General features: G+C 35.3%; 15 protein-coding genes and 1 pseudogene. 2 read left to right on the top strand and 14 right to left on the bottom strand.

What is annotated here, in order from left to right:
* Window positions 1-9 precede the first annotated feature (9 nt).
* The 4 genes from B5D12_RS05425 to B5D12_RS05440 all read right to left on the bottom strand — a co-directional run bounded on the left by B5D12_RS05425 (window position 10) and on the right by B5D12_RS05440 (window position 6,054).
* On the bottom strand, window positions 10-2,991 hold the full coding sequence (locus tag B5D12_RS05425; protein ID WP_078755848.1) for a glycoside hydrolase family 2 TIM barrel-domain containing protein: 2,982 nt from the start codon (window positions 2,989-2,991) through the stop codon (window positions 10-12).
* Window positions 2,992-3,009: 18 nt separating this feature from the next.
* On the bottom strand, window positions 3,010-3,834 hold the full coding sequence (locus tag B5D12_RS05430) for a carbohydrate ABC transporter permease (protein ID WP_078755849.1): 825 nt from the start codon (window positions 3,832-3,834) through the stop codon (window positions 3,010-3,012).
* Window positions 3,824-4,699 carry a carbohydrate ABC transporter permease gene (locus B5D12_RS05435; protein WP_078755850.1) on the bottom strand — a complete coding sequence of 292 codons (876 nt, stop codon included), beginning with the start codon at window positions 4,697-4,699 and terminating at the stop codon, window positions 3,824-3,826. The genes B5D12_RS05430 and B5D12_RS05435 overlap by 11 nt, the downstream gene beginning before the upstream one ends.
* Window positions 4,700-4,773: 74 nt before the next feature.
* Complete coding sequence (locus tag B5D12_RS05440; protein WP_078755851.1) at window positions 4,774-6,054, bottom strand: ABC transporter substrate-binding protein; 1,281 nt, start codon at window positions 6,052-6,054, stop codon at window positions 4,774-4,776.
* 137 nt (window positions 6,055-6,191) lie between these two features.
* Between B5D12_RS05440 and B5D12_RS05445 the strand changes: the two genes are divergently transcribed.
* Window positions 6,192-7,055: an AraC family transcriptional regulator gene (locus B5D12_RS05445; protein WP_078755852.1), complete on the top strand. Its 864-nt coding sequence runs from the start codon at window positions 6,192-6,194 to the stop codon at window positions 7,053-7,055.
* Between the two features lie 63 nt (window positions 7,056-7,118).
* Here the strand turns inward: B5D12_RS05445 and B5D12_RS05450 are convergent, their stop codons facing one another.
* The 10 genes and pseudogenes from B5D12_RS05450 to B5D12_RS05495 form a co-directional block, all read right to left on the bottom strand.
* Complete coding sequence (locus tag B5D12_RS05450; RefSeq protein ID WP_234982923.1) at window positions 7,119-8,060, bottom strand: alpha/beta hydrolase; 942 nt, start codon at window positions 8,058-8,060, stop codon at window positions 7,119-7,121.
* Window positions 8,047-9,413 (bottom strand): annotated as a pseudogene (locus B5D12_RS10645) (MATE family efflux transporter). Before B5D12_RS10645 ends, B5D12_RS05450 begins: the two are co-directional and overlap by 14 nt.
* Before the next feature lie 112 nt (window positions 9,414-9,525).
* Window positions 9,526-10,071 carry a polysaccharide deacetylase family protein gene (locus B5D12_RS05460; RefSeq protein ID WP_078755854.1) on the bottom strand — a complete coding sequence of 182 codons (546 nt, stop codon included), beginning with the start codon at window positions 10,069-10,071 and terminating at the stop codon, window positions 9,526-9,528.
* 20 nt (window positions 10,072-10,091) lie between these two features.
* Window positions 10,092-11,624, bottom strand: a complete 1,533-nt coding sequence (locus B5D12_RS05465; protein ID WP_078755855.1) for a glycoside hydrolase family 43 protein — start codon at window positions 11,622-11,624, stop codon at window positions 10,092-10,094.
* Window positions 11,624-12,742: a family 8 glycosyl hydrolase gene (locus tag B5D12_RS05470; protein ID WP_078755856.1), complete on the bottom strand. Its 1,119-nt coding sequence runs from the start codon at window positions 12,740-12,742 to the stop codon at window positions 11,624-11,626. Before B5D12_RS05470 ends, B5D12_RS05465 begins: the two co-directional genes overlap by 1 nt.
* Before the next feature lie 13 nt (window positions 12,743-12,755).
* On the bottom strand, window positions 12,756-14,867 hold the full coding sequence (locus B5D12_RS05475; RefSeq protein WP_234982921.1) for a glycoside hydrolase family 3 C-terminal domain-containing protein: 2,112 nt from the start codon (window positions 14,865-14,867) through the stop codon (window positions 12,756-12,758).
* 28 nt (window positions 14,868-14,895) lie between these two features.
* Entirely contained in the window at window positions 14,896-15,516 is a 621-nt protein-coding gene (locus B5D12_RS05480; RefSeq protein ID WP_078755857.1) for a DUF624 domain-containing protein, read from the bottom strand.
* A gap of 21 nt (window positions 15,517-15,537) precedes the next feature.
* Entirely contained in the window at window positions 15,538-16,434 is an 897-nt protein-coding gene (locus tag B5D12_RS05485; protein ID WP_078755858.1) for a carbohydrate ABC transporter permease, read from the bottom strand.
* 12 nt (window positions 16,435-16,446) lie between these two features.
* Window positions 16,447-17,406: an ABC transporter permease gene (locus tag B5D12_RS05490; RefSeq protein ID WP_078755859.1), complete on the bottom strand. Its 960-nt coding sequence runs from the start codon at window positions 17,404-17,406 to the stop codon at window positions 16,447-16,449.
* 90 nt (window positions 17,407-17,496) lie between these two features.
* The gene (locus B5D12_RS05495) at window positions 17,497-19,173 is read right to left on the bottom strand and encodes an extracellular solute-binding protein (RefSeq protein ID WP_078755860.1); all 1,677 of its coding nucleotides are present in this window, start codon (window positions 19,171-19,173) and stop codon (window positions 17,497-17,499) included.
* Window positions 19,174-19,489: 316 nt separating this feature from the next.
* On the opposite strand from B5D12_RS05495, the gene B5D12_RS05500 reads away from it, so the two are divergent.
* The gene (locus B5D12_RS05500) at window positions 19,490-20,335 is read left to right on the top strand and encodes a helix-turn-helix domain-containing protein (protein WP_078755861.1); all 846 of its coding nucleotides are present in this window, start codon (window positions 19,490-19,492) and stop codon (window positions 20,333-20,335) included.
* Window positions 20,336-20,424 lie beyond the last annotated feature (89 nt).

The following is a 20,424-nucleotide window of genomic DNA, read 5'->3' on the forward strand; positions in this document are numbered from 1 at the left end:
GGTTTAACCTCATTTCACAAATAAATTAAACTTAAATTCAAAATCATCATCTAAGCGATAATGTTCGAATAATTCTGGTCCACAGGCATTCGTCCCAATACCAGATTGTTGTGGATCTAGTTGGAGATAAGTCATATCCTCCAATACTAATTTATCACGATGCATCACTTCTGTTAATTGTTTAATTGAATAATGAGAAGCATTAAAATGCATGCCGTTCACAGAATGAACCGTCAATGATTGTTGACCATTCGTTAGCACGAGTTGGTTAATACTTCGATTACCATTTTCTTGTGGTGTAACATAAGGTTCATACATCTCTGTTACCTTCGTCGTAAAGTTCCCTTTATAGGATGCATGGTGTTTGTCACGATAGTTTTCTTCCGGTCCATAACCATGATAGTTGACGTTTTCGAAGCTCGCTAGTAACGGCAAGGTCATACCAAAGCGAGGTAAAAATGGAATCACTGGATTTTTAGCCACTTTTCCTGCCACTTCAATCAAACCATTGGCAAAGATAGTATACTCAAGGGTCATCTCCAAGAAGTTTTGTCTTGCGACAGCATGCATGACCGCATCAAAGGACACTTTTACTTGATTATCTGCTTGCGTAATATGCGTCTCATGTACTCTTGTTTGATGACGATTAAAATTGGCTTGTAGCCATTCGCGCTTAATGTTACGATCATTATCAGTCGGTGCACGCCAGATACTCCACTCTCCCGGTTGGTTTAAAAGTGTTTGTTCATTCACTTTTAATTGCTCAATCGCTGCGTTTGCTTTACTTAATACGACCTCACCAAAAGTAGTTGTAATGGACACGGTTGCATTCGTTTCCGCATAAGTAATATTGGTAGAAGATTCTGGTAATTCTAAAGTTAACTCAAATTCATTGACTTCAACCCAATCAAAACCAACAAAATTATCCGATAAATCGTGATAAACAAAACGGATAATACTAATTGTGGTTAAATCCGTCAATGTGTCCTTTAAATCAACTGTCAAACTGGCTTGTGGTGCAATATCTAGCCTTGGTAATTCGTGAGTTGCCACTATTGCTCCTGTTAAATCCGCTACTTCTAAAGTCACTTTAAAACGGTCTTTTGCATTAACAAAATCGAGACGATTTTTAAACGTAAACTGCTTTGCATTTAAATCAAGGTCTTCTAACAAGAAAGGTTTAAATAAGTTTTGGTGTTCTTTTACCAGGACATGCGGTGTTCGATCCGGATACATTAAACCGTCCATACAGAAATTACCTGCATGCGGATATTCACCAAAATCGCCACCATAACGATAAACCGGTGTTTTATCAGGTTCAAAACGATTCAGATTGACCGCATGGTCAGCCCATTCCCAAACATAAAGACCGACAAATTCTGGGTATTGGTAGAAAAGTTCATAATATTCTGTCAAATCCCCCGAACTATTCCCCATAGCATGGGCGTATTCACATAACATAAACGCTTTTTCAATATTTTCAATGTCTAAATAATATTCTTTAATTTCCGTAGGTGAAGCATACATACGACTCCAACTATCAAAATATTGAGTATCATATTCTTTACTGCGGTCATAGTACCAATACGCTTCATAATGCAATGGACGAGAAGGATCTAACTGGCGTGCATGTTTTAACATCGCTTCAATATTAGGCCCATAACCGGTCTCATTACCAGCTGACCACATTACAATGGAACTATTATTAAAGTATGGGATAATCGAAGCATCCATTCGGTCGACAAAAGCTTTTTCAAAGGCTGGATCTTCTGGTAAAACATTGTAATTATCATTACCACCCATTCCATATAGGTCTACCACCCCATGACCTTCTAAGTCCGCTTCACTCATAACATATAACCCAATTACGTCTGTCAATTCATAAAATTGGCCATTTTTTGGATAATGGGCTGTTCTTAAAGCATTAAATCCATATTGTTTAATTAACGTTAAATCTTTCCATTGATCATCAAGTGTCACGGTCGCTCCAGTGTTTGCATTCGTATCATGATGATTAACCCCTATTAATTTTACCGAACGATTATTCACATAGAATTGATTATTTTTCATTTCTACTAAGCGAATTCCTACTAATTGTTGAATATGTTCACTGCCTACGGTTAACAATAAGCGGTATAATTGAGGTTCTTCCGCATTCCATAAAACTGGATTCATCACTTCAATCGTAAAATCACTGTCTGATGTCGTTCCCTCATGGACCACCTCATTATTCGGCGCTAATAATTGGTACTTAACGTCTAAATTTTCGCATGTTTTGTTAAGCTCAACGGATAAAGTAGCTAATGATAAATCATCATTGAAACTTTGACGAACAAAGAAACTTTCTACTCGGTCAACCTCACGCTCTAAAACATACACATCACGGAAAATGCCACTATAACGGAATTTATCTTGATCCTCAAGATAAGTCGCATCCGACCATTTTAACACTAACACATGCAATGTATTCTCGCCATCTTGAAGAAATTGCGTAATGTCAAATTCTGAACTGGCATGAGAAATTTGGCTATAACCTACAAATTGATGATTGACCCAAACATAATAAGCAGAATCGACCCCTTCAAAGGTTAATTGATATTCTTTTTGTTCTTTTTTATTGATTTTAAAATGACGTCGATATAAACCAGCCGGATTTTCAAATGGGACATAAGGCGGATCAAACGGAATCGGATATTCAGTATTGGTATACATGATTTGGTCATAGCCATATAATTGCCAACAACTTGGCACAGGAATTTGGTCATAACTTAAATCAGTATCGTCTTCCCAATATGCTTTCTCAATTCGATTGACACTCGTAAAGTATTTAAAATCCCAATCGCTATTTAAATTATGGAAGTACTCACTTTTCGTACGATCGGTTAAGGTCTCAAACAATTCATCTGTATGGAATGGGACATAATAATTTTTCCTAGGCAAAGTATTTACATGAAATACCTCTAAATTTTCAAAATAATTAGGTAATAACACTTTTTTCTTCATCCTTTCTTATTTAACAGCACCTAACATACCCGCTACAAAATATTTTTGTAATACAAAGAAGATAATTAATGTCGGGATGGTGGCGATTAAAATCGCAATCATCATTAAGCCATAGTCCGGTGCATAACTTGATCCTAAATTAGATAATAGTAACGGTACTGTACGCATTTCATTAGTTTGTAAAGTAACCAATGGCCATAAGTAATTATTCCAAGCATTCATAAAAGTAATAATCGCTGCTGCTGCGTAGGTGTTTTTCATCGTCGGCATGTAAATTCTAAAGAATAAACCAATTTCAGATAAACCGTCAATCCGCCCAGCTTCTAACAATTCTTGTTGGAACATTTTAGTATTTTGACGGAAATAAAAGATTAAGAACGCCGTTGCAATATAAGGTAAATAAGCTGATGCATAAGTATTGAATCCAATCATAGGATTAATGGTTGATAAACGGCCAAAGAATTTAAATAATGGAATCATTAAGGCGGCAAATGGAATCATCATTGACATCAAAATAATATTAAAGACAATATCCGTCCATTTGGAACGATAGACTTCAAAAGCATAACCGGCAATAGAACTGATTATTAATGCTAAAACAGTTTGTGAGACAGCAATAATGGCAGAGTTTTTTAAAGCCGTAACCATATCTGTTTGCTCAAACACGTTTTTCAAATTGTTTAATAATTCTTTTCCTGGCAATAAAGAGCCGCTCGTTACATCGACACTGGCATTCGTCGCTGAAATAATCATGAAGTAAAACGGAAAGACAAATACAATCGACATCATCAATAAAAAGATATATATAAAAATATTATTTTTATTTTTCATCGCGATTACCTACTTTCAATTGAATAATAGAGAATATAATGACTAAAATAACTATCGCATAAGAAACCGCAGCGGCATAGCCAAAGTCTGGTGTATACTTAAACGAAAGATTATAGATATATTGTGAGATGGTCATCGTTGCATTACCCGGTCCACCTTGAGTAATGTTCATTGGTTCATCGAATAATTGCAAGGTCCCAATCGTTGAGGTAATTGATGTAAATAAAATAACTGGTTTTAATAATGGCAGCGTAATTTTAAAGAACTTATCAATAGGTGACGCACCATCTACATCCGCCGCTTCATAAATTTGGTCATCAATATTCTGTAAAGCGGAAAGGAAGAAAATCATATTATAACCTGTCCAACGCCAAGTAATAGCAATAATAATGACCACCTTTGCCCAAAATGGATGTGATAACCACATTATTGGCTTATCCAAAACATTGATTGCCATTAGTATTTGGTTTAAAACACCATTGTTTGCGAAAATATATTTAAAAATTAAAGAATACGCAACTAATGAAGTGACAGACGGTAAGAACACAATCGTTCTAAAAATCCCTTTGAACTTCAACGTTTTATTATTTAATAAAACCGAGAAGAAAATAGCTAGAACAACCATAATCGGCACTTGGAAAATCAAGAATATTAAGGTGTTTTTTAAAGATTGAATAAAGACTGGATCAGATAATAAACGCTTATAGTTAGTTAATCCTACAAAAGATAAATTCGCACCTTTTCCAGACTGCAATGACATGATAAAGGCTGATAGCATTGGATAAAAATAGAACAAAATGATTAAGGCCACTGGTGCAGCAATAAAAGCCCAACCTAATAATTTTCGCCTTTGAAAGACATTCATAATTCTCACTCCTATTTATAAAGGCTGTAGAAGTTTGACATTCTACAGCCCTTAATTTATTTTTTACACTGATATTAGTTATTTAATTGGTTTTCTGCTTGGGTTTGAGCATCTTGGAAGATTTGATCAATGTCGCCACCAGCTAAATACTGTTGTAAAGCTGCCACCATAATATCTTCAATTGCATAAGTATGAATACCATAGTTTAATGAAGGAATTTCAGCAGACCATTCAGCAAAATCTTTATAAATTTTTTGTCCGCCAAAAAATTCAACTTCAGTATCATAGGCATCTGATTCTAGTGCAGGTAAATACGTACCTAAAGCACCCATTTCCGTAATCAAATCACCATAAAATTCAACATTAGAACCAAATGTATTAGCTAAGAAATCAGCTGCCGCTTCTGAACCTTCCTTATTAATCACATAGAATGAAGAACCACCTAAGTTAGAAGAATGAGTTGCTCCTTCCACTTCTTGTTTAGGCCAAGGCACAACCGCCCACTTACCAGCTTGATCTGCTGCTTGAACAACTGATGGTGTAATCCAGTTTCCTTGCGGAACAGTCCAAACGACACCGGTGTTGAACGCTTCTAACATTTGAGCCCAGTCACTATGAACGTTCACTAAATCTTTTTCATACATTGATTTGAAAGTAGCAAAAGCTTCTTTTAAAGCAGCATTTTCAGCAATGTTTGGTGTGACTCCGTCTTCTGTCGTATACCAAGAACCAGATCCGTTAATCATCGCACGTAATAATCCAAGATCATTTAAATCCATTGATAAAGTTTTTAATCCAGTAGTTTCTTGCACTTTTAAGCCGATTTCTTCTAATTCTGTCCAAGTAATGTCTTGTAAATCATCTACTTTATATCCTGCTTCTTCTAAAATGTCAGTACGTACATATAGACCTGTTACCCCAGTATCGAATGGTACTGAGTAGAATTTATCTTCTACTGTACTTGCTTCAATTTTATAAGGTGCAAAATCTTCTGCTTTAATGTAATCATTTAACGGAATAAAAGTATCTGGATAAGCTGTTAAGAAACTTTGTGCACGATAGTCTTCAATTAAAACAATATTTGGTAAGCTATCTGTTACACCCGCACTCATTGCTGTATTTAATTTTTGAATAATATCATCTTGTGCATTTTCTTCAATTGTTACTTTTAAATCTGGGTTTTCTTTTGCATAATATTCCGTCGCAATATTTAAGGCTTTAATATTAAAGTTTGGATCCCATGCCCATACATTGATTTCTTCTTGAGCTGAAACACTTGGAACACCCGCTACTAAAGCTGAACCTAAAGTGCCGACTGCTAATAAACCGCTAAACTTTTTCATCCATTTTTTCATTCTTTTTTCCTCCTAATTTTTTAAACAAACCTGTAAACGTTTCCTACGCTTTAAATTATATGGTATAACTGTAGAATAATCTATGTTATAATGAATAAAAATACATAGACTAATGTTTCCATCATTCGGAGGGTGCAATGAGAAATCTATGGGTTTACTTTAATAATTCGGAATCCGACTTAAATATTGATGAGTGTGGCATCCAAACTTATGACGAAGTCGAGACTTATCAGTACAAAGTTTATCAAAATTATGTCCTCCATTTAGTAGTGGATGGGGAAGGTTTTTTTGAGATTGAGGGACAAGAATACCGTCTTAGCAAGGACGAAGGCTATATTATTCGCCACTCTGACGATGTTCTCTATTATCCTAATGCCAATAATCCATGGACTACTTATTGGATTGGACTAAAAGGAGACAAATTGGATGAATATCTTACCGGTACTTTGTTGAAAAATGAGCATGTAATAAAGTTCCATCCTAATGGTAAAACCCAAGACGTCATAAAAAATATATGCGAAACTACCTTAAAAAATGAATCAAATTTACCTAATGAATTTTGGTACAAGAGTCAATTGTATTTATTATTTAATTATATTAAAAAGGAATTTTCAGTTAAAAATACGACCAACTCGTTGGTCTCGAAAGAATTAGCCGAAGTGGCCTACCATTATATTTATACCAATTATATGAATGAGATTAGTATAGAAGAAGTCGCTGAATACCTAGCGGTCAGCCGCAGTTACTTATATAAACTTTTTAAGAAGAAATATAGCTTTTCGCCGCAACAATTCTTACTCGATCGACGACTCACAGTCGCTGCTTCTTTACTTTTAACCACCGATGACACAATTAGTGCGATAAGTCAAAAAGTCGGCTTTCGTGATCCACTTTATTTTTCAAAAAGCTTTTCTAATTATTATGATTTAAGTCCGAGCAAATTTCGCGAACAACATGACTATGATTCCTATTTAGAATCTTGGGAAAAATTTGGCGATTAAGTCTGAATAATCTATAACAACCTCAAAAAACGTCGACTGGTTTCATACCGGCCGACGCTTTTTCTATTCTTCATACCAACTTTTTGCAGGTAATTCTAACTTGAATCTTTCTAACAACCACGTTTCTAACAAATCCATCCATTTCGCTACATTTAAATTAATTTTGGATTGCGCATCCGATGACACTTGGGTTGCAACACTTAATCCATGCGGACCAGTTTCAAAAATATGACAAGCAAATGGGATTTCTTCAGCTGCTAATGCATTCGCCATCAAGGTAGTTTGTTCAATCGGTACTTGTTGATCACCAAAGGTTGACCATAAAAACATTGGTGGAGTATCCTTACTTACCTGACGCGCTGGACTTGCTAATAATAAAGTTTCATCACTCGGGGTGCAGGTGCCAAATAATACTGTGCTTGATTTACTAAAGAAAGCTTTTCCTTCTGGTCGCTTTTTATCCAAATAATCTCTCATTGCAAAATAATCTGAAATTGGATAACCGGCAATCACCAAAGCGGGTCGCAGTGCTTTCCCAACATTATCAAAGGCTTCTTGAATCAGATCATGATTCCAGTGAACACCGTAAGATAATACATTATGACCACCCGCAGAAAAACCACATATTCCAATTCGCTCAACATCAACCAACCACTCTTCGGAATGTTCACGAATTAATAGCATCGCTTTCGCAATATCATGCATTGGTTTTGGAAATTGAGTCCGTTCTTTTGGCTCTAATGTTTCACTTTGATGAACAATCATATAATCATCGTCTGGTTCTAAATAAATATTATATCTAAGAACAAAAGCATGGTAGCCCATACTATTTAATTTTAATGCAATTGGTTCACCTTCACGATCGGAACAATTAAAATATCCCCCACCTGGACATACGATAATGGCTGGTCTTTTCTTTCCATTTAATAATTCAGTTGAATCATCTAATAGATAAGTTGTTAAAGTAGCATGAACATCATTTTCGACTAAATTAATTTTTTTCACTAACAATTAAATCCCCTCCTGATTCTTGAGGTGTATGTTCTTTTTTAAAACGATAATATTTCAACATCATCGGTGTTAATGCCCCTATCCAAGCTAAGGGATTTGCGATAGTGGCGCCGATAAATCCAAAATATAGTGATAAAATAACAGCAGCAAACACTCTCATAGATAATTCGATAGTGCCGGCGATGGTCGGCGTCCTAGTCTCACCCACACCTTATAGCGTATAACGGTAAATAAACAACATAGCCAAGAAGAAATAAATAGAAGAATTTGTTAAGAAAAACCATTTTGAAAGTGCAAGCACTTCTGTCTGGCCTTTCCCTATAAAGATTTCAATTAAATGATGACTAAATAAATAAATTAATATCCCCTCAATAAAACTATATGTAACAGATATTTTTACTGTATCGCGAACTCCAACCCAAATGCGCTCATATTTTTTCGCACCATAATTTTGTGCTGCATACGTTACCATCGCCACGCCAAAGGACATCATCGGCATCGTAGCGACTTGATTGATTTTATTTGATGCTGTATAAGCCGCTACCGCGGTTGATCCCAAACGGTTTAAGGCGATTTGAATAGCAATAGCACCAATCGCAATAATTGACATTTGGAATCCCATAGGAAAGCCTATTCCTAAGTGATGGCGCACTTCTTCTTTAGTTGTTTTAAAAGATTCTCTTTTAAGATGTAACATTGGTAAATTACGCCATATATAAATTAAACATGCAATTGCTGAAAAACATTGTGAAACAACCGTTGCTATTGCTGCTCCATCAACGCCCATCTTTAACCGCACTATAAATAACAGATCTAAAGCAATATTGATAAAACTAGCAATGATTAAAAAAACAACGGTGTTCTAGAATCCCCAATGGCGCGCAAAATGTTAGATAGTAGATTATATAACATGGTCGCAAAGATTCCACTACAAATAATAAAAATATATTTAGCAGCATGTTCCATAATTTCAGGTGGAGTCTGCATGGCTTCTAACAACTTTCGACTTAACATCATACTGGCAATAGATAAAACACTACCGATACCAAAAGTTATCATCAAAGAGACACCAAATGATTTATTTAGCTGATGATATTCTTTAGCTCCATATTTTTGTGATAACGGAATTGCAAAGCCGGACGTTAAGCCATGAGCAAACCCTAAAATTAAAAATATAATACTCCCAGTAGAACCTACTGCAGCTAAAGCTTCCACCCCTATTGTACGGCTCACAATAAAAGTATCTGCCATATTATAAATTTGTTGAAAAATATTACCAATAAAAAGCGGAATTGCAAAAAGAAAAATAAGTTTTATTGGATTACCTTTAGTCATATCGTTTGCCATACATTTTACTCCCAAACACTCAAATCAATAGATTAAAAGTGAGATAACATTATTATCGAATAGTTATCTCACATTAATTAATAAATTCTCTTACTAAATCGTCAACAACCAGTTAACTTAAGATATCATCTACGGTCTCAAATTGATATTTTTTCTCAGTTAAATCTGTTAAGATTTCAGGTAATGCTATTACCGTTTGTTCAAAACAATGCAACAACAATATGTCGTTATTGGTAACATTTTTTTGAACGTTTTGGATTATTTCTGGTGCCTCAATTTTTGACCAATCCTTTGAATCTGCTGTCCACAAGACAATCTTTTTATCAATGATTTTTTCAACTTCTTCATTAACATATCCATATGGTGGTCTCAACAAATGTGGGATTTTATCGGTATAGCGTTTAATGACTTCATCAGCTTTTTCAACTTCTACTCTCACTTCATCGGCTGTTAATTTTGTTAGGTCCGGATGAGTGAAAGTATGGTTGCCAAGTTGATGTCCTTCCTCAACCATTCGTGTCATAACTGCTTGATGTTGCGCTTCCAATTCTGCCCAAATAAAGAAAGTTGCCTTAACCTCGAACTGACTTAATATATCTAATATTTCATTGGTGTATTCATTAGGTCCATCATCGAATGTAATGGCTAATTTCTTCATCTAAACTCACCTCATTAAAATCATCGATTGATTTGATGTGTGATATTATTTACTTTTAAGTAACCCTCTGATGGTTTATCTTCAGATATAGCAAAAACTCCTAAAGTACATCCCACAAATCCGCCTGCTACTTCTGTACTTAAATAGTGGGCATCCACTTTATCCGCTACTACTAATTCATCACCATCAAATAAGACTTTACCTGTTAATTGTTGTCCGTCCCCTTCAAAGATTAAGGTCATTGATGAGGATGGCACCGTTTGTTGACCTAAAATTGTCGTTTCACCATCTAATACTGATTCCATTAAAACCTGATAATCGGTTTGATTTTTCTCAACTCTTAATTGAATGTAATAAAGATTATTTTGTAACAACACAATCCCACCAGTCGAATTAGCTTCTAATCTGGCATCGATTTCGACAGCGAAGCGATAATACATTGATTTCTGTCTTAAACCAAGATAGGTTGGACTATCGATATCCTGTAAGCTTACTCGGCTAGGTATTAAGCTTACCGAATGGTCCGTTTCATTCCAACGATAGTTCTCTTCAATAGGGTTTCTTAAATATAAGAAAGCTGGATTATCTTTGGCAATGGCAAAGTGACTGACTTTCTCAGTTGGTAACAATGGTAATAAATGAGGGGCTTCGGTTAATAAACGGCCTTCGCCTGGATTCACCACCGGCCATCCATCTTCCCATTTCACTTCTGCTAAAAATGTTTCTCTTCCTAAATTACTATACCCATCAAAAATACGACTAGCTAAGCATGTCATATACCAATGGCCTTCCGGTGTCTCAACAAGGTCACCATGTCCAACATTACAAACTGGGAAATCTTTACCTAAATGTCGATGCGTTAAAATCGGATTGTTTTTATTGCCAATGTATGGACCATCCACTTTTTCTGAACGCGCAATGGTAATGGCATGATTAAAACTCGTTCCACCTTCAGCAATCATTAAGTAATAATAACCATCTTTTTTATAGATATGCGGTCCTTCTGGCCAAATTGCGTCTCGCAACGCTCCTTTCCATAAGGCTGTACTCACACCTACTAATTGATGCGTTTCTAAGTCTAATTCTTGTAACCAAACTTCCCAATCTCCATTGTAGGTGACCCCTTTGGGATTAGGTCTGGTACCAACGTAATAACATTTGCCATCTTCATCAAAGAATAAACTAGGATCAATGCCTGGTGCATTTTCTAAATAGTGTGGCTCTGACCAAGGCCCCGCTGGGTCTGTCGCCGTTACATAAAAGTTGCCTCCATTAGTAACATTGGTAGTGGTCATATAAAATATCCCATCATGATAGCGAATGCTTGGTGCAAAAATTCCTTGAGAATGTTCCGCATTTTGTAATGGTAATTGTTCGGGTCTATCTAAAATATTGCCAATCTGAGTCCAATTAACCAAATCTTTACTATGATAAATAGGAACGCCAGGAAAATAAGCAAAGGTTGACGTAACTAAATAATAATCATCCCCTACCGCACAAACAGATGGATCAGGAGAAAAACCTTCTAAAATTGGATTCTTGTATAAATTCATTATTCGCCTACTTTCTCGAATGCTCGGTAACGACCGCTTAATGCCATAAATGAGAATGCATATAAGAAGTTATCATAATATCTTCTCTCACCTTTACGGATAGGTGTCGCCCAGAATCGTTTGACAAATTCTTTCGCATTATCTGTTTCTTTATTAGCCAACGAAGCTGCAGCTAAAGTTGCTAATAACCCTACTGGGTGTAAGATTTCCTTATCGGTTGGCTCACCCTCAATGGTTAACTCATATTGATAACCTGGATTGTTTTCGTCGATAAAGAATTGTTGTAATGTTTTAAGTCTTTCCTGTAAAACAGGAATTTTTTCATTCCATTCCATATCAATCGCTACGTTCATGGCCGTACGATAGGCATCACTATAAAAATGTGGATGTTCACTATCATATTTCGGTGTCCCATCGTATAAACTATATTCAGGATTTAAGCCAGTTTCTGGATGGAAAGCAGTCGGTAAATATTCACGACTCGCTTGTGCAGCCTCTTTAAAAAATGCGCGATCTTCCTCGTAAGCATGAATCGCAAAATAATCATAAAAATGTGGCACATGATAGGATGGATCAGTAAAATCGCAATTCGGAACAAACTTAATTAACTTAGTTTCAGGATCAAACATTGGATCTCCTTCGAATTTACTACCTTTATGGACCATGTATTTCAGTAATTCTTGCGCTTCATGTAAATAATTATAGATTCCTTCGCCATCACCCCAGCGATTAGACGCAAAAATTAAATCAATTGCAAAGAACTCTTCTCCATCTGGAGCAGGTCCATATGAGTTTTTCTCACCTGAAGGGTCAACCGACCAAGCAAAATAATGTGCGTTTTCGCCAGCATCCATATACATGTATTTTTTAGTCCAGCCCCATAATTTATCAAAGTAATCTTTTTTATCATATTGAACGGCTAATAACATCGCATAGGACATTCCTTCAGTTCTGACATCGATATTCCCTGTATCAACGACGTAACCTAAACCTTCGTCGTTTTCAAAATATACTTTGTCTGGTCCTTCAAACATTTCATACCAAATATTATCAAGTCTTTCTTGAATTTCTTTTTCATCGTATCCATACTCTTGGAACAAATTTGTATATTTCTTCATCGCTTTCTCCTTGTTATTTTAATAATAATTCTTCAGATAATGGTGTTGGTTGATTTAGTTCAGCTAGACGGTCACATGGGAATCCGGTCGAAATGGTCAATAAGACTTTTTCACCATCTAAAATGCGTTCACCCGCATCATCCACCACTGTTAAATTCGAAACTGGCACGTCAAGCTTCACGGTTTCTATAGCACCTTTCGCTAAAGCAATACGCTTAAATCCAACTAATTTACCATTTAATGTTTCATGTTTTGAATCTGTCTTAGCATAAACTTGAATCACTTCTTCAATATCAAAGTCGCCCGTATTCTCAACGGTTACCTCAACGTTATAGCATTCATTTGCTTTATTCACCACTAAATCCTTAAGTTCCACTTTAGAATAATGTAAGCCATAGCCAAATGGATATAATGGTGTTTCTTCTAAGTAACGGTAAGTTCTATTTTTCATACCGTAATCTGAGAAATCAGGTAAGTTTTCTGCCGTTCGATAGAAGGTTAAAGGTAATTTTCCACTTGGACTAATCTCTCCAAAAATCATTTCAGCTAGAGCCGTTCCACCATGACTACCTGGATACCAAGTGTGAACAATCGCTTTAAGATTAGGGTGTTCTTCCAACCCATTTAATGAAATCGCAGAACCAGCTGATACCGCCAGTATTACCGGTTTACCAATGGCTAATACTTTTTCTAATAGACGACGTTGTACTTCTGGTAAGAAGAGATCATACTTATCTCCCGAACCGTATACATTACCAGAATCCCCTTGTTCCCCCTCAATAGTTGGATCTAATCCTAGACATAGAACCACCACATCCGAATGTTTCGCCGCAATTATCGCTTCCGATTCTCTTTCGAATGGACGAGACAAAGTAGACTCTGCATGTTCTTTAAATAAATGACCACCCGGAGCATAAAACACCCTGGCATCGTCGCCTAAATAATTTTGCAAGCCATCAACAAAGGTCGTATTTCTTTCCGCAATACCAAAATAGTTTCCTTGTAAGACTTCAACGCTACGAGCATTAGGTCCAATAACAGCAATTGCTCGAATATCTACTTTATTAAGTGGTAAGAAATTTTTATTTTCTAATAGAACCATTGATTTACGTGCTGCCTCTAGAGAAACATTTTGATGCTCCTTACTTGCATTCACTTCATAAGGAATTTGATCCAATTCGTTATCATCTGCAAACATTCCTAAGCGAGCACGTGTGGTATATAATTCAATAACCGAATTAGTAATATCTTCTTCGGTCACTAAACCTCGACCGTGTGCTTCATACAAGGCATCAGAAATATTACCGGCACATAAGTTACAACCTATTTGCATTGCTAATGCCATTGTTTCCGCTGCATTATTGGTATAATGATGGTTTAAATGTACGTCTTCTAACGCAGCATAATCAGACACGACATGCCCTTGGAAATTCCATTTTCCTCTTAATATTTCTTGCATTAATTCCGGATGCACACAAGCTGGAATGCCATTGACTGCATTATATGCACCCATAAAGCTTTCAACATCGGCTTCTTTAACAGCAGCTTCAAATGCTGGTAAATATGTTTCATACATATCTTTTTTAGAAACAACTGCATCAAAAGAATGGCGGTCGGCTTCAGGACCACTGTGTACCGCGAAATGCTTCGCACAAGCGGCTAATTTCATATAGGGTCCATCACCTTGTAACCCTTTAATAAACGCAACACCCATGCGTGCAGTTAAGTAAGGATCTTCACCATAGGTTTCTTGTCCTCTCCCCCAACGTGGATCACGGAAAATATTTATATTTGGTGACCAAAAAGTTAACCCTTTATAAATATCGTTGTCCGCTTCACCATGATATTGATTATATTTTGCACGTCCTTCAGTAGAAATAATATCCGCTACTTTTTCCATAAATGCTTCATCAAATATCGCCGCTAGGCCAATTGCTTGAGGGAATACCGTCGCAACCCCTGCTCGAGCGACACCATGTAGGGCTTCATTCCAATAGTTATAATCTGGAATGCCTAATCGTTCAATAGCTGGAGCTCTAAAATTAATTTGATCGATTTTTTCTTCCAATGTCATCTTTGCAACAATTTCTTTTGCTTGTACTCTTGCTTCCTTATGTGTTAACAAGGTTTAGTCACCTCTTGAATATATATTTTTAACTATTATTTGCTAATCTAAATTGAGCGAAAATACCCTCAATCATCTCTATCCCCTTCGAAATCATAAAGGGTGGTAAAATCATTCCTAAAATTGGGACTAACCAAATGCATACAGCAACTAACGCTGATCCTATCAGAAGTTTGATCGTTGTAACGATATTTAATAATAGAATGATCGTGGAATTTTTAAAGACTGTTTTAAGATTATCTGTGAATCTTGCAATATAACATAACATCAATAGAACTACCGGTGTTGCGAGAATAATCATTAAAATATGAAAAATCTGTAAGGCATCTTTTAATAAAGAATAACTGTCAATTAAAGACTGTCGATTTAATACAAAGGCTAAAATCAATAACAAATAGCCTAACCAAACGATGGTACTTTGTTTAAAACTATTAAGAAACGCTTTTACATATATGTGAATAAATTTTGGCTTTTCTTGAATTTTATACTCATAAATTGTCTTATACAAAGCAGAAATTGAAACGCCCACCGTCAATAACGGGATTGAAGTAAATAAAAACAGAATACCCATCAAAGCATAGTCGGCTAATTTATTTATTCCGTCTATCCGTTCTTGGCGCTCCTGAGCTCTTTTACTCTTGTGTTCCATTTTTATCACCCCTTTTTAGTATTATCCTTTAACCCCACCAATAGTTAATCCTGAAACAAAATATTTTTGTAAGAATGGATATAAACAAACAATTGGAAATGCCGTCACAATGGTGGTCGCAGCACGAACAGAAGCCGGTGTAACCATGCTTGAGTTACCAGCTTCAGCAGCATTACGCATACTATCCGCATTAGCACCCTGACTCATAACTGATGATAAGAGTTTCATTAACTCATACTGTAAGGTACTCAAATTGTCGTTAAAACCATTAAATAACATCGCATCGAACCAAGAGTTCCATTGCCAAACCGCAATAAATAAGGCAACCGTCGCAAGAACTGGTTTACATAATGGTAAAATAATACTCCAGAAAATACGGAGATGTCCTGCCCCATCCATTTTGGCACTTTCAACGAAACTATCTGGTAAACCGTTAATATAAGTACGAATTACTAAAAAGTTAAACGCACTAATAATACCAGGAATTACATATACCCAGAAGGTATTTAATAAACCTAATTTTTGAGTCCAAATATATCCCGGTATCATACCAGCATTTAGATACATTGTTAAAATAACCAATAAGGTAATGGGTACTCTAAAGATAAATTCTTTTCGACTCAAAATATATGCTAATAAAGCTGTTAAGAATGTTTGTGTCAGTGTTGCAATAACCGTTCTCGCTACTGAAATAAATGCAGCATTCATCAATGTTGGTCTTCTGAACACAGCTCTAAAATTATCTAATGTAAATTGTCTTGGTAATAAATAAATTCCGCCTCGCAATGTATCCATACCGTCGTTTAAAGCAACTGCCACAGTATTTAATATTGGATATAAAGTGGCTGCTATGAAAAACACTAAAAAAACCCACTTAAAAATATCAAATATTAAATCTGAAATAGAAATTTTTTTCATATAATCCACCTCCTAGAATAAACTTTCCTCACCAGCAGCTCTAGCTAACTTATTACCCAATGTTATTAAAATTATACTAACAAAAGAGTTAAAAATACCTGCAGCTGTCGCTAAAGAATAATTATTTAAGCTAATCCCAAACTTCAGGACAAAGATATCAATGGTTTGAGACACACTTTGTATTAAACCATTACCTAGTAGGTATTGTACTTCAAATCCAGCATTTAAAATATTCCCTAAATTAATTAGCAATAATATAAAGATGGTCGGTTTAATTCCCGGTAATGTAATATGCCAAATTTTTCTAACTCGGTTAGCTCCATCTATTTCAGCTGATTCATAAAGCTCTTCATTAATCGCTGACATGGCTGAAAGATAAATTATACTTCCCCAACCTGTACTTTTCCAAACATTAGCAAATCCCACTATCCACCAAAAATATTTAGGGTCTGAGAAGAAATTTATCGGTTGATTAATAAGATTAAATTTTAATAATAACTGATTAACAATCCCTGTCTCCGGACTTAATACATCCATGACAATTCCTGTTACGATTATCCAAGATAAAAAGTGAGGTAAATACGATACCGTTTGCATAAATTTTTTAGCATGTTTGTTTTTCACTTCATTAAGTAAGATCGCAAAACCAATTGAAAAGATGAATCCTAATGTTAAATTGATAATACTCATGGCTAATGTATTTCTTACAACCCGAAGGAAGGTAGCATCTTTAAATAAGAACATAAAGTTTTCTAGTCCAACCCACTCTTGATTAAAATATCCTTTTCCAGGTTTATAACGTTGAAAAGCCATTACCCACCCTATTAATGGAGCATAGTTAAATGTTAAAATATAAATGACAAATGGTAAGGATAATAGGACTAAATCTTTTTGATTCCAAACTTTTTCAAAAAATGTTTTTTTCTTTGCAACACGATGTGTTTTTACTTGATTAATAGCTGTATTCTCCATACAATAAACCTCCAATCTCTATTAATAAAAATTTAGCCGACGTGAATCTCAAAGATAACACTCGGCTAACATTTAAAGATGATTCTTTGATTAATTTTCGTTTTCCTCTGCTTTTTTAATTAATTCTTGTTCAAGATCATACCTTCTTTGAACTTCTTCTGTTAATGCACTTTCATAAGCTTCAACATCCACTTGAGCGTTATATGCATTCATATAATCTTCCCAGTTTTTTTCAAAACTATCTGGTCCATCCATAATTATTTTGGGTAGCCATTGCATCTTAACATCGTTCATATTTTGGAAAGCAATACCAGCAGGATGAGAGCTTGTCCATTTATTTCGAGCTGTATAAAGTGGGAACCATGGTTCAACAGGATCCTGTTTGCGCATCATTTGGTTGTAATTTTCAACACCATAGGCATCTAGAATTTCTTTATCTATTTCAGACAATGTTTTTCTATGTTCAGAAGGTTGCTCACCTGGTAAAACAGTGTTTTTACCATCAGGTAACAAACCTTTATATTGAGGCATGTATCCAAATGGTACTCCATTTTGTTGGACATAGTCAGGGTTTTTCCAATTTTCCCATTGTTCCTCAGTTCGGTAGAACATTCCATCTTCATCAACTAAATAATCTTCACCTTCAACACCCCAACCACGTAAAATCATCCCTTTTTCAGATACCATATCATCCCACATTTGTAAGATACCTTCTACGTCTTTAGCACTTACAGTGATACCAATACCACCTTGTGTAGATAAAACATCGCCTTCACGATACTGAGGTAGTACATCCGGATCCAATGTTAAACCTAATGGAGCATATGTTAATTCTTCTTTTCCTTGTGAATTTAAGGAATCTTCGGCTTGTCCGAAATTCCATCCTTGATCAACCATTCCTAAAACACGACCAGATGACAATTTCGCAATATATTGATCATATTTTGCTGTAAATGTTTCTGGGTCTATAATTCCTTTAGAATATTCCTCTGATAATTTTTGGAAATATTGTTTTGCTTCTGGAATTTGATCATAAACATGCGCTGTTTTTGTTTCAGCATCAACGATTGCAGCACCCTCATTTGGATGTCCCGCTAAGAACATTGGTGGATTTTCCAATGCAAATGCTCTCCAATCATCAGAAATGATTTCAAATCCAATATTTTTTTGCCCATCAGTTTCTGGATTTTCTGCCAAATAATCTTCGATTAATTTAAAATACTCATCAAGTGTTTTAATTTCAGGATAGTCAGCCCATTTTAAAATACGTTTTTGAATCCAGAATGCTTCACCATTATGTTCAGTTAATGTATCCACATTGCCTTCTCTAACTGCGAATTGAGGAATCGTATAAATATGGCCATCATTATCAGCTTTAATTTTTTCCCATTGAACATCACTTAAAATGCCTTTTAAATTTGGATAATCATCTAAATAATCTTCCAAAGGAATGAATGCTCCAGCATCGATCATAGCATTACGAGCATCTGATGGTTCTACAATATCTGGATACTCACCACCTGCTACCATTACCCCGATACGTTCTTTGGCTGTTTGACCAGTTAACCAAGTTACTTTCACACGCCAACCGAACTCTTCAGCAAACGCATCATTAATACGTGTGTTTTCTGAAATTTCAACACCAGGGTTCGCAATAAATGCTGTATAATGTCTTTCTTCCTGTGCTTTTACTGGAAGGGTACCACCAACTGATGCTGTAGTTAAAAGTGTCAATGCTGAAAGTGCTAATTTGTTCAATTTTTTCATCACATTTCCTCCTAAAAAAATTTGATTTGTAGGTTAGTTTAATAAACAAACTATAATTGCACAACAATCCGAGTAAAGACTTCCTCCTTTCGGGTCCTCGGTAGACTTACTTGAGCCTTAGATTGTTCTTAAGCTTCTGTTTATAGTTTATAATAAACCGTTTCCATTTAAAAGACACAAAACGCTGACAACTAGACAAAATCTGTCATGCTAAAAAACCTACTATTTTACTTCAAGCTTTGTGAAGCAAAAGCAACCCTTTACATATTTCTCTTTCTGAATTATATTATAGACATAAGCAAGAAAGGGGTTTATCATGACAGGCTTAGAGAATTATCATTTCGGTCAAGAGATGCAACATCGTGAATATCACCCAACTGACTTAGATTTCGAAAAACATATTCATCGAAGTTTTGAACTCTGGTTTTGTGAATACGGCGAGTTTCAAATTTCAATCGATGATCACATTTATACCTTAAAAACAAATCAAATGCTTTTAATATTACCCTTCCAATCGCATGGCGTCCAATCATTTGTAAAAAATCAAGGACATATTTGGATCTTTTCTCCTGAATATATTGTTGATTTTTTCCAACAAGTACAAGGTAAAAAATTTGCTTACCCTATTATTCAATTGTCGGAAAATGACGTATCAGATCTAATGGACAAATTATTTCAAAACGATTCTATTTTTTCTCATAAATGGGCACTGTATCAAATATTGTCTCTTTACGAAAAACATACGGATCTTATTGACTCACAATTGAAAGATTCCATTACAGAAAAAATTGCATCATGGTTTTCTGAAAATTTCGATAAAAACAAGACATTATCCGATTTAAGTGAAGATATTGGGTATAGTAACGATTATTTATCTAAAATTATTTCTTCTACTTTTGAATCGAACTTTTCTCATATTATGAATCAACACCGGATTAATCGTGCATGTTATTTATTATCTAATTCTAGTTATCCTATTACTGAAATTTCAAATCTCGCTGGCTTCCAAAATGTTCGTACATTCAATCGCAACTTTTCAAAAATGATGGATATTACACCACGTGAATATCGCAATAGTACCTTTAACTTAGAACATACCAACGCTAAAACAGACTTTTATACAGAAGCTTTCTTAAGAACTAATCAAATAAAAGGAAAATAATTTAAGGCTAGGTAAAGAACAAATTACTTGTTGTTACCTAGCCGTATTTTTTTGAGTTGGTTTATAATATAAGTTAAATTATCATTATT

The organism is Globicatella sulfidifaciens DSM 15739, from assembly GCF_900167405.1.
GTDB lineage: Bacteria > Bacillota > Bacilli > Lactobacillales > Aerococcaceae > Globicatella > Globicatella sulfidifaciens.